Origin of the sequence: Paenibacillus sp. FSL H7-0442, from assembly GCF_038593105.1 — a bacterium.
GTDB classification, from domain to species: domain Bacteria; phylum Bacillota; class Bacilli; order Paenibacillales; family Paenibacillaceae; genus Paenibacillus; species Paenibacillus polymyxa_D.
The window spans coordinates 2,311,840-2,327,583 of sequence record NZ_CP151963.1 but is presented as its reverse complement, the minus strand read 5'-3'; the positions used below and the strand labels follow the sequence as shown (position 1 = coordinate 2,327,583).

Here is a 15,744-nt window from a genome sequence, read left to right as displayed (position 1 = left end):
TCAGACCCTAACTGTTCAGCTATGAATTAGAAAAGGTTGTCTCCCACAAATATCGCAGGAGACAACCTTTGGACAAATAATATGATGTTTAAAGTTTGTTAGCTGCTACTTTCCACTCTAATATTCCTGTGGATGCTGAACCTTTGGATACCATTTCAATTCTTAATTTCGTTGTTTTTACAGGCGTAAAAGTAGTCGTATTATACTGGTCTGCCGAAGTACCCAATCCATTAGCCTGCTTGACATTAGACCAGCTGCGACCATTCCAATACTTAATCTTGTAAGACTTAGGAACATCAATGCCAGCGCCATCTTGGAACCAATAGACATCCGTTTGAGACACCGTATACTCTTGATCAAAATCATATTGAACCCATTGTGTACCTGTCTCAGGCCAGTTACCATACACGGCATGACTTCGATCATTAGAATTAGCAGGTTCAAATCCATCGTTTAGCGCGCTTACATTTTCCCAAGATGAAGTATAGGAGCTGCTAGCCGTTGCCGCAGGTGCTATGTTCACGATTTTATCAGGATCTGTTTCAATTGGGCCATCGTCGTCTTTAGCCGTGATTGGGAAACGGGAAGTATCTTTTTTGAGCTGACTCCAGGTATAACGCAGCATCCAGATATCCCAGTCGGTGATATGATCGGAATTACCGGCCCACATAATGGTGTTCGTTGGGAATCCACCTGGTGGACGCTCATGTTCTTCATAAAAATCGTTTAATCCAAATCCATGCCCAATTTCATGTTCAGTAATCTCAATCTCATCCGAATTCACCGTACTCAGAACGTATTCATCATTCATACGCTGTCCCCAGTCGCCGCCGGCTCCCCCGTCAAAATTTTCTGTGGCCCAGAGATACATATCAAAGCGTTTATCCAATCCACCCGGATAAGAATAGTTTGGGTCCGAAAAATGCTCAAATCGGGATATTTCATTAGGCGCAACGGGAAGTGCAGCGGGAATTTCCGGTTTTTCAGAAGCTAGTGTATCTGTAATGGTATCCGTATAAACGACCTCATCCGGCTGCTTGTCCAGCAGCAGTGAAGGATCAGCAACAGCCCAGCCTACCACTTTTACTTTAATATTCTTATAAGGCCAGCCGTCATATCCTTGAAGATGATCTGTCCAATGGTTCATCTGCCGATCTATCATTTTAGCAATATCTTGGCGTTGCTTCAGTGTAACGGGCTTAGAAGATTGCCAGCGTATAACATAATTAAGAGTCCCTTTTCCCGCAAAAATTTGATCAAAAATCGTATTTTTACGAGCCGTCGAGCCTTCGGTCAGCATTCTATTCTTCCAAACCCATTCCACCGATGATTTGAGATAAGCTGGCATGTCAGCCAATGTCGAATCACCCGTTGCCGCAACCACAGAATTCCCGTTTAGATGAGAATCCGCTGATACAAAACTAGCGTTTCCCATCAGTAATAAACTAGCAATGACTACTGAAAAAGAAGCCATCATTCCTTTTCTGTTCAACATGTATGTACCTCCATATCCATTTGTATTATTGCAGTAGTTTTCCTGAAACGATGATCTCTATCAGCTCTCTTTTCGTGTTTGCGAACTAATCTAGGAGATCAAGAGTACACTATCAATCCTCCTTGTCGTTTTTTGTAAATAATCACAAATCATATTATCACTGGATTATTGCATCGTCAATATTTTCCTTAATGATTTAAATTAGGATTTTTAATCGTATTTTGGGACATATACTTACTCTTTGGCATGCACAAAACTGGTATTTTATAAAATGAAAAAACCGTTTATTCACTGAATCAATTCCATCACAGAATTTGATTTTGGAATAAACGGCTCTATTTATAAGCTTTTTCACACTACTCTAGCATTTTTTAGCGGGTAGGAAAACGAGTAGTATCCTTCTTGACTTGGCTCCAGGTATAACGCAACATCCAGGTATCCCACTCTGTTATTTTGGGAGAAGTTCCGGCCCACATAATAGTTGGCACAGGAAAACCACCCCTAGGCTCATGCTCTACTTTATGGATTTCAATGCCGATTCAGCCAGTGAAGCCAGTAGCTTCGCTGTTCCCGGCAACGCACGTTCGTCCAAATCAAAGGCAGGATGATGCCATTCCTGGCTTCCCGCAGTGCCGACAAAGACAAATACACCTGGGATGTTCTTCTGATAAAACCCAAAATCTTCGCTCGCCGAGGATGGTATGGGACGAACGACATCCAGACCGACCGCTTCCGCCGCCTCTTCCGCGATGGCGGCCAACTTACCGTCATTCAGCACAGGTGGCGGACCCTCGATCCAGCGGATGGTTGCTTTCGTGCCGAAAGCATCGGCAACACCTTTTACGACCTGCTCGAACCGTTCAGTCACCTGAGCGCGAATATTCTCGTCAAATGTGCGAATTGTTCCGTCCAAATGGGCGCGGTCTGGAATGATGTTCCAGGCATTGCCACTATGCAGCTTCGTGACGCTAATGACCGCGCTATCCAGCGGATTAATGCTCCGACTCACAATGGATTGCAGCGCCGTAATGATATGTGACGATACCACGATGGGGTCAATCCCTGCATGCGGCACTGCAGCATGTGTGCTCAGACCCTCCACCTCGATGTAAAAACCATCCGCCGCTGCCATTAGCGAACCTTCTTTGATGCCGACCGTGCCTACGGGCAGGTCCGGCTTGTTATGCAGGCCAAATATGGCCTGCACCCCTTCCAACGCACCGCTGTCCAACACTTGGACAGCGCCTTTAGCCTTTTCCTCAGCTGGCTGGAACACCAGTCGAACCGTGCCTTTCAGCTCCTGCTCTCGCTGCTTCAGCAGTATGGCTGCTCCCAACAAGGACGCGGTATGAAAATCATGCCCACAGGCATGCATCTTGCCAGGATGCACCGAAGCATAAGGCAATCCCGTTTCCTCCTGAATAGGCAACGCATCAATGTCTGCACGAAGCGCGACAGTTGGTCCCTCCTGCCGTCCGCCAATTTCCGCTACTAATCCGGTACGCAGCGGCACATCCAGAATCGTTATGTTCTGTTCTTCCAACAGACGTCGGATAAAGGCGGTAGTTTCAAACTCCTCGTTAGATAGCTCGGGATTTCGATGCAGATGGCGGCGAATATCCACCAGTTGCTGCTCCAAAACCTGCTCCTTCGTTCCGGTTGATCCACTCATCCCTATTCCTCCTTCGTGAACCCAAAATAGTTACAATTCTCTCAGACCAACAATTTCTAGGACTGCACAGGCAATCCGGCAAAAGCTTCATGCAACAACTCGAACGAGCGCACGCGCTTGTGTATATCTCTTATTCCTGTCGTAACGATCAGCTCATCGACCTGATACTTCGCTTGAATTTCCGTCAGGACAGCATAAATTTCGTCTTTATTCCCTTTGTTAATTTGCGCTTGTGTAGCTTCAATTGTATATTCTTCACCCGATTGCTTGCCAAACTTTTCTGCACTTTCCAACGTGCCCACCGTAGCCGTCTTGCCACTGGCCAGATGAATTTTGTACAGCTTGTGCTCCCCTGCTAACTCTGCAGCTTCCTCGGAAGTGTCCGCTACGATGACTGAAAGCGCAAAAAGAGCTTTCGGCTCACGTCCATAACTATAATCGAAAGACGCCCGATACGTACGGAATGAGTCCAATGCAACCTGCTCATTACTATTGATAAATTGCGAGAAAACGTAGGGCAACCCCAAACGCGCAGCAATTCCAGCACTGTCTGTACTTGTACCCAAAACGTAAATATCTGCCGGTGTTTCTGGAATCGGATTCGCCTGTAACCCGGCTAACGGTCCTTCTTCAGACGGAATATTATGAATATAGCGACTTACTTCATCAATTTTTTCTTCGAGAGAAGGCGCATCATGAACGTTTCGTTGTAACGCCTGTGTGGATTTCGGCAACCCGCCCGGTGCGCGTCCGATTCCCAAATCTACGCGACCCGGTGCAAGAGAGGACAGCACATTAAAGTTTTCGGCTACTTTATAAGGGCTGTAATGCTGAAGCATCACTCCACCAGAACCGACTTTAATACGCTCAGTGCGTGCCAGCAAGTGGGAAATGAGTACCTCTGGCGAAGAGCCCGCAACCTGCTCGGAATCGTGATGCTCTGATACCCAGAAGCGCGTAAAACCCAATTCCTCTACACGCTGTGCTAGCTTAATCGTATTACGAAGGGCCTGCGCTGCCGTTTCCCCCTCGTGTATAGGGCTTTGATCCAATACTCCGATTTTAATACTCATGTCTCCCTCTCCCGTCTAAATTGAATAGTTATATTCCGGTGTAATCCGTTTCAGGAATTGTTGGGTACGTTCCTCTTTGGGGTGGTTAAAAATGTCGTCCGGTGTGCCTTCCTCGATAATATGACCGCCATCCATAAATACCACATGATTTGAAACATCGCGCGCAAAGCCCATTTCATGTGTAACGACAATCATCGTAATGCCTTCCTTCGCAATCTTGCGGATCACCGACAACACCTCACCCACCAGTTCAGGGTCCAGCGCCGAAGTCGGCTCATCGAACAAAATCACTTCCGGGTTCAGCGCCAAAGCACGCGCTATGCCGACACGCTGCTGCTGCCCGCCGGATAGCTGGCTTGGATAATGATTTAGCTTTTCACCCAGACCGACCTTTTCCAGCACTTCAATGCTAATTTTTTTCGCTTCCTCCTGCTTGACCTTGCGGACAACGACAAGTCCTTCCATGACATTTTCCAGTGCTGTTTTATGCTTGAACAAATTGTATTGCTGGAAAACCATAGCCGTCTTTTGGCGTAGAGCCAAAACATCCTTCTTCGCAGGTCGCTTGCAGTTCACTGTAAAATCTCCAATGCTGACTTCCCCATCATTCGGCTTTTCCAGATAATTAATGCAGCGTAGCAGAGTCGTTTTTCCTGAACCGCTCGGGCCTAAAATAACGACGACCTCGCCTTTGTTCACGGTCAAATCAATGCCTTTAAGCACTTCATGTTTGCCGAACGACTTCGTAATATTTTGCAGACGGATCATGATGCTCGACCTCCATTAAACACATTGATTTTTTTCTCCACCAACCCAGATATTCGCTCGATCAATACCGTCAAGCCCCAAAATAGCAGTGCAGCTGCGATATATACCTCCAAATATTTCCAGTTGGTAGATGCCAGAATTTCAGCCTGTGCCTGGATTTCTGTGACAGAAACCGTGAAAGCCAAGGTAGAGCCATGAAGCATCCCAATAACGGAATTCGTCAGATTTGGCAAACTCACCACGAATGCCTGCGGAAATACAATCCGTCTCAGCACTTGCCACGTCGTCATCCCGACAGCATAAGCCGCCTCGATCTGCCCCTTGTTGACCGATTGAATTCCAGAACGGACGACCTCAGACATATACGCGCCACTGGTAATGGAAAACGAAATGAGTGCAAATACCATATAAGGAACATCTTTGGATTGCAGCGGCCAGCCGAAATGCTTCGCTCCCGCATCAATTAACAAAGGCAAACTGAAATAAATAAGCAGCAAATGCATCAGCATCGGTGTGCCACGGATAAAGGTAACGTAACCGTGGGAAACCTGGGACAACACAGGAACCTTATAGATTCGCGCCAGCGCCGTTATCATACCGATGACCAACCCTGCCAGTACAGAAACCACCGTAATCATTAAGGTGTTGGGCAACGCGGAGAACAACCCTAAAAAGGCAGTATATATAAATCCAAAATCCAGACTCATATGCCTTTACCTCCTTTACTCAGACGAGGACTTCTCAAGTAGCGCACCACAAAACTTTTTCGTTTTTCGGGTTCTTTCTGCACTTCATCCCGATGCTCATGCCGGAGAAGCGTATTTTCCAGCACCCTGAACAATTTTTGTAAAATCAGACTGATGACCAGATAAATAAGGGATAACGCGATGTAGGTTTCAACAAAATGCTGGGTAGCCGACCCTAATGTCTGTGATTTCCCTGTCATCTCCATCGCTCCGATTGTAAATGCCAGCGAGGTATCCTTCAGATTGCCAATCACCAGATTGGAAAATATCGGAATCACCACAGCCAGCGCTTGCGGCATTATGATACGTGTAAAGGTCTGATAGCCTGACATGCCGACGGACTGTGCAGCCTCGATTTGTCCTCGGTCTACTGCCTCTACTCCTGACCTGATAATTTCGGAAATAAAGGCTCCACTATTGAGTGCGTAGGTCGCTACAGCAAACCACAGCACATCCCATCTGGAGGAATTGATATCTACCAGCTTTAGTAGCTCTGGCAGGCCGTAATACACCAGAAACAATTGGATTAGAATAGGTGTTCCGCGAAAAAAGGAAACATACACCTGAGAAACACGTTTGAGAAATGGAATGTTATACATGCGAGGCAGCGCAACCAACAGACCAATGATAAGCCCCAATACAAGCGAGCTTGCTACAATAAACAAGGTGATGTGTAAGTAAGACAGCATTTTCGGGATAAAGCTAAAAACATAGTCAATATTGAACTCTCTGCTCATATGCCTGCCTCCTTTCTATACATCAGCGGTCAGAATACATAGAGTACCCTGACCGCTGAAATGTCCAAGTCTATCCTTACTTTTTACTGCTGTTACCTTCCTTTTTCACATCTTCCAGAGACTTCGTGAAATCCTCTCCAAGCCATTTAATGCTCAGCTTCGACAGCGTACCGTCGTCCTTCACTTCCTGAATGGCTTTGTCCAGGTCATCCGCCAATCCTTGCTCATTTTTATTCAGTACATACAGTACATCCGATTGAGTCAAAGGATCACCAACGGTTTTCAGAGCTACTTCTCCTTTTTCATCGGTGTTAAAACGGTTCGCAAAGTCTGTCGTAACGGTAGCATCTATACGGCCACTCGTAATTTGTTGCACCGTATCATTGGCCGCACCACTCGTATAAACGATATTCAGGGCATCTCCATGGTTTTTGTTATATTCTTTTAGCACATACGCCGCATTACTGGTTGGGCTGGTAAGTACCTTTTTCCCTTTCAAATCATCAATGGAATGAATGGTATTGTTATCCTTCGCTACAGCGACTCTGTTCAGAAAAATGCTATATGGATTTTTGTTGAACAGATACTTGGCTTCACGCTCCGGGTTTTTTTCCATTTGATGCGATACCAGATCAATCTTGCCGGCATCGAGACTTAGCAGCAAATTTCCAAAGTCCATCGTTTTGAATTCAAATTCGTATTGAGGTAGGCGCTTGTCCAGCTCCTTGATCAGTTCCACATCAAAACCTGTTAAATTTCCGTTTTCGTCAATAAAGCATACATTTTTGAATTGAGTACCTGTGCCTACGATAATTTTTTTCACGTCTCCGCTTGAACCTGACGCACTGGACGCGTTATCTGAGGAACCGCAGCCTGCCAACACCAGGATGATTGCCATAACAGACAATATTGCAAACCACTTTTTCATATGAATCCCCCTCATCTCTTTGTATATCAGCAGTTTGCGACATACATGGTAGCTATAACATTCTATCATACATAATTCCTATAAGTTTAATCGGTTTTAGGATGTGATTAATTTAACACCTGGATACCTATACGTCAATCCACCAAGCTATAGAACTTTTCTATAACAAAACAGCACTCCGGAAACCTTCTGTCAGTGCATCTGCAAAATCTGAGGTTACTGCACAGTCTTCTTTGGTCGCAATTATGCTAATCTGCATCGACACCCTAGCTATCTCTGGAACATGGATACGGAACAGTTTCTGATCTTTTACTTCACGGTTCACACAGACATCTGGCAAGAAGGCAATACCCGCTTCTTCCAATACCAGCTTTTTGGCCGTGACCACATTGTCTACCTGAAAAGCAATGTCTGGTGGCTGCTCCAGTGATTCAAAAGCGCGATGAATTCTCATCCAATCTAGTGATCCGCATTCAAAAAACACCAGTGTTTCACGTTGAATATCCTGTATGCTGGCCTTTCCTGTCTTCATAAACGGATGGCCGTCGTATACATACAGGGAAATCGGATCTTCATAAAAAGCAAGCGTACGGATAGCCGGATGCATCACTTTACGGACAAAACTAATGTCTACCTCACGGTTCAACAGTTTATGTACCAGTTGATCCGTCGTTGCCGTCACAATTTTGTAGTTAACCTCTGGATAACGGGCACGAAGCTGCTTTAATATCTCTGGAATAATGTAGTTCGACACCGATATCGTGCAGCCAATTCGAATTTGTTGAGGGGCTTTCTTACGCTGTTGGAGCTTTTGCTTCCCTTTTTGCAGCACCTGAAGCATCTGCTCCGCATAAGGAAGAAACTTTCGTCCATACTCCGTCAGAACCGTTTGCTTGCTTTGACGGTCGAACAGCTTACATTCTAGCTCGCGCTCTAGCGTCTGAATCCGGGCTGTAACAGAGGGCTGGGACAAGAACAAGGCTTCTGCCGCCTTATTAAAGCTCCCATAATGATTCACGTATACAAAGGCTTCCATATTCTCGATATTCATACGCAAGTCCCCCAGTAAGTTTTATATACATTTATCCAATAAGTTAACTTGGTTTTTTGTATCATAAAACTCACTGAACGACCTGTCAATGGAAATATTGAAAATATCTATAATTTTAATAGCTCATTTAGTTCTTTAACAGAACGTTCCAACCGTGCAACCAATTCTTCGGACAACCCGTATGCTCCATCTGGCAGACGCTCGACCCACTGATCCACTGCATACACCCCGCCAAGAATATGTCTTCCGCCCAGTGCATTAATAACCGGCTTCAACGCATAGTCAATGACCAGCAGGTGAGCCAGTGTACCTCCGATAAATAAAGGCAAGACAGGTTTCCCTCTTAGCCCCTCCTGCGGAACCAAATCCAGGAATATTTTCAATAGTCCTGAATAGGACGCCTTATAGACTGGAGAAGCCACAATAACGGCATCCGCTGCTGCAATCAATGCAAGTGATGCTGTGACGTCGGGGCTGTTAAAGTTAGCTGTGACCAGATCCTCCGCTGGCAAGTCGACCACATTCAGTAATGTGACCTCCGCTCCAGCCTGCTGCAACTGCTCCGTTGTATAGTTAATCAAGCCGTATAAACGGGATTGTGTAGACGGACTGCCTGATAGGATGACAACCTTGGACATATTTTTTCCTCCTTCTGTTATGCGTCAACCTTCACTTTGGATCTGGCTGCTGTATAGCGGTTCTCAGGAATAGGCACTCCCAGATTTTCGCGCAGTGTACTAAATTCATATTCCTGACGGTAAATACCGCGTTCCTGCAAAATAGGCACAACCAAATTTACAAAGTCATGCAGACCCGATGGTACATCAGAACCAATAATGAATCCGTCTGCTCCTTTTCTATCAAACCACTCCTGCACTCGATCCGCCACCTGCTCAGCGGTTCCGATAAAAGAGGTTCTCGGTGTAGCTGAACGCAACGCAACCTCGCGTAAGGTCAAGTTTTGTTCCTTGGCTACTCGTTTGATTTTATCTGTACCGCTGCGGAACGCATTGCTGCCAATACCATCAAGCTCAGGGAATGGCTCATCCAGCGGATATTGTGAGAAATCATGATGATCGAAGAAACGTCCCAAATATTTTAGCGCAGCCTCAATCGTCACCAGATTAGTGATCTCTTCATACTTACGTTCCGCTTCCTCCGTTGTATTGCCAATAATCGGCGATATGCCCGGCAAAATGACAATATCCTCTTCGGATCTACCATAGCGTACCGCACGTTCTCTCACATCACGATAAAACTGCTGCGCTTCCTCTAACGTTTCATGTCCTGTAAATACAGCATCCGCTTCCTTAGCGGCCAGGTTTTTGCCATCCTCGGAGGAACCTGCCTGGAAAATAACCGGCTGTCCCTGCTTGGATCGTCCAATGTTCAGCGGACCCTGCACAGAGAAAAACTCACCTTTATGGTTCAATGTATGCAGCTTTTCAGGATCAAAAAATACTCCAGCTTCCTTATCACGAACGAACGCATCCGCTTCCCACGAGTCCCACAGTCCTTTGGTAACCTGTAAATATTCCTCTGCAATTTTATAGCGCTGCGGATGCGACGGGTGCTCGCCTTTGCTAAAGTTAAGGGCAGAGCCTTCCAGCGGGGAAGTCACCACATTCCAGCCTGCACGACCTCCGCTAATATGATCAATGGAAGAAAACTGGCGTGCTACCGTGAACGGTTCGCTATAGGAAGTCGACAATGTGCCGACCAGTCCGATATGCTTCGTCACCCCAGCCAAAGCGGACAAAATCGTAATTGGTTCAAAACGGTTTAGAAAGTGGGGAATGGATTTTTCGTTAATGAACAGGCCATCTGCGATAAATACGAGGTCAAACTTTCCTTCCTCTGCCTTTTGTGCCTGCGTTTTATAAAATTCAAAGTTAACACTCGCGTCCGCAGGTACTTCAGGGTGACGCCAAGTCGTCATGCTTCCCCCAACGCCGTGAATAATCGCACCAAATTTAATTTGTTTATTCTTAGCCATAACTCTTCCACCTCTCTTGAACATGATTGTTATACCACTTGATTGTAACTTTCCAGCACTTTACCCAACTCTTCCAGATCCGGGTTGAGCAGGGCTTCATATTTGTTATCCCCGCCTACTTCGACGACAGGAACATAACGAACACCATATTTGGTTTCCAGCACGTCACGCAGCGCATCATTTCCGTCCACTTGGATATTTTCATACGGCTGATTTTGGGATTCCAGGTACGATTTGATCTCTCCACAAAAATGACAGCCGGTTTTGCTCCACAATACAACTTTAGGTTTGGACGACATATACATACCTCCGTGAGCTTAATGTTTATAATTCCGATGAATTAAATAAGGATTATATTTATAATGTATCCTGCCGACCCTTTTCCGTCAATCGCTTGTGTAATAGACATTGCTAATTCAACGATAGAAAATTTTAATCTTATATCGTATTTAATCGGTTTATTGGTAGCTCAGTTATTTAAATTTAGGGGAATTGGAGTTTAAATGTGCCTTGACGCGGATATCCTTGGAATAGTAGCGCCCTTGTGGCGAAATGAAATGGGGTTGAGTAAATGCAGGATTGGGCCGAGGTTGCTATACGCACATTAATGGCTGTCGCTATATTATTTTTAATCACCAAAATTCTTGGAAAACGTCAGGTATCCCAGCTTTCCTTGTTCGAATATATAACAGGAATCACGATAGGTAACCTGGCTGCTACCATTCCTATGGAGCGTGAATCCACCTGGTATCTAGGCCTCATAGCCTTGTCAGTATGGGTACTGACAACACTTGGCATTGAATATTTGCAAATTAAAAGCAAGAAAATCAGAGATATAACAGATGGAAGGACAACAATCCTGATCAAAGACGGCAAAATTTTAGAGGATAATCTGAGAAAGGAACGGCTCACCCTGGATGAACTCATGGAGCAGCTACGAAGCAAGAATGTATTCAAAGTATCTGATGTAGAATTTGCTCTCATGGAAACCAGTGGCGAAGTCAATGTGCTGTTAACCAAAGACAAGCAGCCTGTGACGCTTAAAGATTTGAATATGTTTCAGCTACCGGAGAAGGAACCCACAGCAGTCATTATGGATGGACAACTTATGGAGCAACAAATGGCATATATGGGGATTACTCAACAATGGCTGGATGCCAAGCTAAAGGAAAAGAGCCTGACGGTCAAAGATGTGTTTTTCGCGCAGGTGGACACGCAAGGGGAGCTATATATTGACCCATACAGTGATAATGTACAGATGTCCAAGGCACAGGATTCGAATCAAGCTGTGCTGACGCTGCTGCAGCAATGTACAACCGAGCTGCAAAAACTGGCTACGAATTCCAGCGAACAGCAAAGGAAACAGTTGTATGAGCTATGCTCACACAACTTGAAGGAAGCTATCCAGGAAATGCAGCCGGTAAATTCATCTAAGTCCTGAGCACATACGCATATGCCATAAGAGTATAAGCATGGGAGTTAAAAAGGAGCGTCCTTCAGCCGCTTATGGCTTTGAAGACGCTCCTTTTTATATTACTGTGCCGGTGTACATTTCACAGTTGTTGCTGCCTTTCATTCCTTGCCGGCGCAGCGGCAGCATAACCGTAAATACCGTTCCTTCTCCCACCTTGCTGGATACAGAGATAGAGCCGGTATGCATCTCTGTTATTTTATAAGCAATGGACAGTCCCAAGCCGCTGCCTCCTGCAGTTCGGGCCCGTGACTGGTCTGCTTTATAAAACCGTTCAAAAATGCGTTGCTGATCCTGTTCGTTGATGCCCTGTCCCGTGTCCGCAATGCGGATAACCGCCTGTTCACCGTTACTTGAAAGAGAAACAGATATGCTTCCACCCTGTGGTGTAAATTTAATGGCGTTGTGAAGGAGATTTACCCAAACCTGGCCCATCAGATCCTCGTCCGCGTTGATCTCAACGATATCCACCTCAACAGTCATCTCGATTTTTTTAGCCTCCCATTGCGGTTCGCAGGCGAGAATAAGCGAAATTAGCTGCTTGTCCAGCCGATAAAGGGACGGACGAAACAGATGCCGCTCCGAATCCAGAATCGCCAGCTTCATGAGATTATCGCTTAGCTTGGATAGACGAATACACTCCGTCTCGATGATCGTCAAATACCGGTCTCGCTGTTCACGATCCAGATTCTCGTCCTTGAGCGCCTTGGCGAATCCGATTATCGAGGTCAGCGGTGAGCCGATTTCATGGGATACGTTTGAAATAAACTCCTCCCGCAGCTTTTCCATAGCCTTCAGATTTGCAGCCATATCATTGATACTGTCCACCAACTGTACATAAGGATGCGGCCTCCGATGTTTTCCGTTCCTCCCGCCGAGATCCCAATCCAGATTAATGTGAAAGTCTCCTTGCGAAATACGTTTTAAAGCATCGATCATTTCGGTAAAAGCGTGCTGTTCTCTAGGCTGGAAGAAGCGCCTTACCGTCATACTGATAATACCGAAGAAGAAAAAGCCTAGCGTCGTATTCATAAGAAAGACGAACAAACCATGGGGAGCCCATGACATGTGCGAATAGATCGCCTCCATAATAAAGAACGCGGCAGTCCAGCTGAGATACAGCACCAATAACACCAGCATGAGTCTCGCAAGGATATGGAGGAATCCCGGTTCTCGTTTCATTGCCTTACCTCCAGCCGATAACCCAATCCTCGGATCGTACTGATCCGGAAGGAGTGGCTTGCCTCCGGAAACCGTTCCCGAAGGCGTTTGATATGGACATCAACCGTTCTTTCGTCTCCCTCATAATCATAACCCCAGATCTGTTCGATCAACTGGTCGCGGGTAAAGGTTTTGCCAGGATAGCTGGCCAGCTTGAAGAGCAGCTCAAATTCTTTGCGCGGCAGGGTAAACTCCTTCTTTTCAGCCCGGCATTCAAATGTATCACTCCGCAGGACAAGATCTCCGACAGTCACTGATTTGGAAGCCATGATACGATAACGTTTTAATAAAGCCTTCACGCGTGCAACAAGCACCATGGGGTCGAATGGCTTGACAAGATAGTCGTCCGTTCCGAGCGCGAAACCTTTCACGATCTGTGTCGTCTCGCCTTTAGCTGTAAGCATAAGCAGCGGCAGGTCGGTTTGCTCTCTCAGCTTACGACACAACCCCCAACCATCCATTCCCGGCATCATGATATCAAGAACAAGTAAATCGACCTTGATTTGATCAAAAATGCGCATCGCGTCCAATCCATCCACCGCCTCGACTACCTCCAGACCTTCCATCCTCAAAAAGTGTCCGACCAGTTCGCGAATATGCGGATCATCATCAACGACCAATACACGCGCCATTTCAATCCCCCTAACTAGTTCTGCCTTAAATCTCTCATCCTCGTCAAGAAGACTGCCATCTTATGCTTTACGCATATATGCACGCACCGTAAGCGGCGCGAAAATCGCCACAATGACTGTAGCGCCAAGCAGGGAGATCGCCAGTTCCCCGCCAATCGTTCCCGTATTCGCAAGCTCCCTGACTGCGTTCACAAGATGTGAAATCGGGTTGACGTTCACAAACCACTGTAGCCAACCAGGCATTGTGTCCACAGGCACAAATGCGTTGGAAACAAAAGTGAGCGGAAACAGAACAATCATGGAGATGCCCTGTACACTGGAAGCAGTGCGGGCAATCACGCCAAAGAAGGCGAAAATCCAGCTGACTGCCCAGGAACACACGATGACCAAAAGCGCGGCGATAGCAACACTCAGCAGCCCTCCCTCTGGCCGATACCCCAAAATATACCCCATGGCGAAGGTAAGTACAGTCGCAATAGTATACCGGATACTGTCAGCCAGCAGAGCTCCAGCCAAAGGCGCAATACGTGCGATTGGGAGTGACTTGAACCTGTCGAACACTCCTTTGTCCATATCCTCACGTAGTTGGACGCCGGTAACGACGGAGGTCGAGATCACAGTCTGCACGAGGATGCCTGGAATAATAACCGGCAAATAATGCTGCACGTCTCCTGAGATGGCGCCACCAAAGATATAGGTAAACATAAGTGTGAAAATGATCGGCTGGAGCGTGACATCAAACAATTGCTCGGGAGTATGCCGGATCTTCAGAATGCCCCGGTAGGCCATCGTCATGGAATTGAAGAACGCCTGTCTGAAACTCACAGACTTCTTCAAAGTGCGATCAAAACCTGTCATAACCGTAGTGCTCTTCATGCTCTCGCCCCCTCCCCAGCATGCGCTCCTTGGGACGTCTGCTGCTCGTTTACTTGTGCCCCATGACCAGTGATGGACAAAAACACCTCGTCAAGCGTCGGCTTTTGCACACTCATTTCTGCTAGACGAATCTCTCCAGTACGGAGGGCAATCAGCAGGTCCGTTACCCGATCTGCATTGGCCATCGGAGAAATAATCTTTCCAACTTCCACTGACACGCTGGACTTGACTGAAAGCACCTGTTCAACGATCTGAACAGCTCTCTCAATGTCCTGTTGATTTTGCACTTTGAGTTGCAGAGTCGACGCCCCCACTGCCGCTTTCAGTTCATCCACCGTACCCTCAGCGACTACCCGGCCATGATCGATCACCGCGATTCGGTCAGCAAGTTGATCCGCCTCGTCGAGGTACTGGGTAGTGAGCAGTACGGTGGAACCGGTCTTGACCAGACGCCGGATCGTGTCCCACATCTTGACACGCGTGCGCGGGTCTAGTCCGGTAGTCGGCTCATCCAGGAAGATCAGCGGCGGCTTAGCGATGAGACTGGCGGCCAAGTCCAGTCGGCGGCGCATGCCTCCCGAAAAATTTTTTAACGGTCGCTTGGCTGCTTCGGCCAAGCCAAATTCCTCCAACAGCTCCGCTGCCTTATGACGCGCCTCGGCACGTCCCAGTCCAAGCAGTCTAGAGAAGATGATCAAGTTCTCAGTAGCGCTAAGCGACTCATCGACCGATGCGTATTGGCCTGTTACCCCGATCAATTGACGCACAACCTGCGGCTCCTTTACTACATCGTGCCCGAAGATACGCGCTGATCCACCATCAGGTCGCAATAACGTTGACAGCATTCGGATGGTAGTCGTCTTACCTGCTCCATTAGGGCCGAGCACACCGTAGATCGTGCCAGCATGGACATTCAAATCGACACCGTCAACCGCATGCTTATCACCAAAAGTTTTAACGAGTCCCCTTGCTTCAATGGCCAAGGTCTCTTTTTTGTCTGTATAATCCACATTCATATCCTCCCTATACGGTTTCTATAGCGAGGATAACCCACGTTTATGAACTGAATATGAATAGA

General features: G+C 46.7%; 16 protein-coding genes and 1 pseudogene. 1 reads left to right on the top strand and 16 read right to left on the bottom strand.

Annotation, left to right across the window (positions count from 1 at the left end; all coding sequences use genetic code 11):
* Positions 1-88: 88 nt before the first annotated feature.
* The 12 genes and pseudogenes from MHH57_RS10725 to MHH57_RS10670 form a co-directional block, all read right to left on the bottom strand.
* Entirely contained in the window at positions 89-1,495 is a 1,407-nt protein-coding gene (locus tag MHH57_RS10725) for a discoidin domain-containing protein (protein WP_342435075.1), read from the bottom strand.
* 371 nt (positions 1,496-1,866) lie between these two features.
* A pseudogene (locus tag MHH57_RS10720) lies at positions 1,867-2,010 on the bottom strand (dockerin); the annotation flags it as partial.
* On the bottom strand, positions 2,010-3,167 hold the full coding sequence (locus tag MHH57_RS10715) for an amidohydrolase (RefSeq protein ID WP_342435074.1): 1,158 nt from the start codon (positions 3,165-3,167) through the stop codon (positions 2,010-2,012). The pseudogene MHH57_RS10720 and the gene MHH57_RS10715, both read right to left, overlap by 1 nt.
* A 56-nt stretch (positions 3,168-3,223) precedes the next feature.
* Positions 3,224-4,240: an LLM class flavin-dependent oxidoreductase gene (locus tag MHH57_RS10710; RefSeq protein ID WP_165147282.1), complete on the bottom strand. Its 1,017-nt coding sequence runs from the start codon at positions 4,238-4,240 to the stop codon at positions 3,224-3,226.
* 15 nt (positions 4,241-4,255) lie between these two features.
* A complete protein-coding gene (locus MHH57_RS10705) occupies positions 4,256-5,008 on the bottom strand; it encodes an amino acid ABC transporter ATP-binding protein (protein ID WP_029519121.1) in 753 nt (250 codons plus the stop codon).
* A complete protein-coding gene (locus MHH57_RS10700) occupies positions 5,005-5,715 on the bottom strand; it encodes an amino acid ABC transporter permease (RefSeq protein WP_029519120.1) in 711 nt (236 codons plus the stop codon). Before MHH57_RS10700 ends, MHH57_RS10705 begins: the two co-directional genes overlap by 4 nt.
* A complete protein-coding gene (locus MHH57_RS10695; protein ID WP_029519119.1) occupies positions 5,712-6,491 on the bottom strand; it encodes an amino acid ABC transporter permease in 780 nt (259 codons plus the stop codon). The genes MHH57_RS10700 and MHH57_RS10695 overlap by 4 nt, the downstream gene beginning before the upstream one ends.
* A gap of 76 nt (positions 6,492-6,567) precedes the next feature.
* Positions 6,568-7,419 (bottom strand): transporter substrate-binding domain-containing protein, encoded by an 852-nt coding sequence (locus MHH57_RS10690; protein ID WP_029519118.1) that lies wholly within the window; start codon positions 7,417-7,419, stop codon positions 6,568-6,570.
* 160 nt (positions 7,420-7,579) lie between these two features.
* Positions 7,580-8,470 carry a LysR family transcriptional regulator gene (locus MHH57_RS10685; RefSeq protein WP_029519117.1) on the bottom strand — a complete coding sequence of 297 codons (891 nt, stop codon included), beginning with the start codon at positions 8,468-8,470 and terminating at the stop codon, positions 7,580-7,582.
* Between the two features lie 107 nt (positions 8,471-8,577).
* Positions 8,578-9,108, bottom strand: coding sequence for an NADPH-dependent FMN reductase (gene ssuE / locus MHH57_RS10680; protein ID WP_029519116.1), 531 nt, complete (start codon positions 9,106-9,108; stop codon positions 8,578-8,580).
* A 17-nt stretch (positions 9,109-9,125) separates the two neighbouring features.
* Positions 9,126-10,466, bottom strand: a complete 1,341-nt coding sequence (locus MHH57_RS10675) for an LLM class flavin-dependent oxidoreductase (protein ID WP_342435073.1) — start codon at positions 10,464-10,466, stop codon at positions 9,126-9,128.
* Between the two features lie 29 nt (positions 10,467-10,495).
* Entirely contained in the window at positions 10,496-10,765 is a 270-nt protein-coding gene (locus MHH57_RS10670; protein ID WP_029519113.1) for a glutaredoxin family protein, read from the bottom strand.
* Between the two features lie 272 nt (positions 10,766-11,037).
* Here MHH57_RS10670 and MHH57_RS10665 point away from each other — a divergent pair, with 272 nt between their 5' ends.
* Positions 11,038-11,907 carry a DUF421 domain-containing protein gene (locus MHH57_RS10665; protein ID WP_069010217.1) on the top strand — a complete coding sequence of 290 codons (870 nt, stop codon included), beginning with the start codon at positions 11,038-11,040 and terminating at the stop codon, positions 11,905-11,907.
* A gap of 87 nt (positions 11,908-11,994) precedes the next feature.
* Here the strand turns inward: MHH57_RS10665 and MHH57_RS10660 are convergent, their stop codons facing one another.
* Genes MHH57_RS10660 through MHH57_RS10645 form a run of 4 tightly spaced genes read right to left on the bottom strand, consistent with a single transcriptional unit; the run spans position 11,995 to position 15,682 of the window.
* On the bottom strand, positions 11,995-13,119 hold the full coding sequence (locus tag MHH57_RS10660) for a HAMP domain-containing sensor histidine kinase (protein ID WP_165147288.1): 1,125 nt from the start codon (positions 13,117-13,119) through the stop codon (positions 11,995-11,997).
* Entirely contained in the window at positions 13,116-13,790 is a 675-nt protein-coding gene (locus tag MHH57_RS10655; protein ID WP_165147291.1) for a response regulator transcription factor, read from the bottom strand. The genes MHH57_RS10660 and MHH57_RS10655 overlap by 4 nt, the downstream gene beginning before the upstream one ends.
* A 60-nt stretch (positions 13,791-13,850) precedes the next feature.
* Positions 13,851-14,666: an ABC transporter permease gene (locus MHH57_RS10650; RefSeq protein ID WP_029519108.1), complete on the bottom strand. Its 816-nt coding sequence runs from the start codon at positions 14,664-14,666 to the stop codon at positions 13,851-13,853.
* Positions 14,663-15,682 carry an ATP-binding cassette domain-containing protein gene (locus tag MHH57_RS10645; RefSeq protein WP_165147309.1) on the bottom strand — a complete coding sequence of 340 codons (1,020 nt, stop codon included), beginning with the start codon at positions 15,680-15,682 and terminating at the stop codon, positions 14,663-14,665. Before MHH57_RS10645 ends, MHH57_RS10650 begins: the two co-directional genes overlap by 4 nt.
* Between the last annotated feature and the right edge of the window lie 62 nt (positions 15,683-15,744).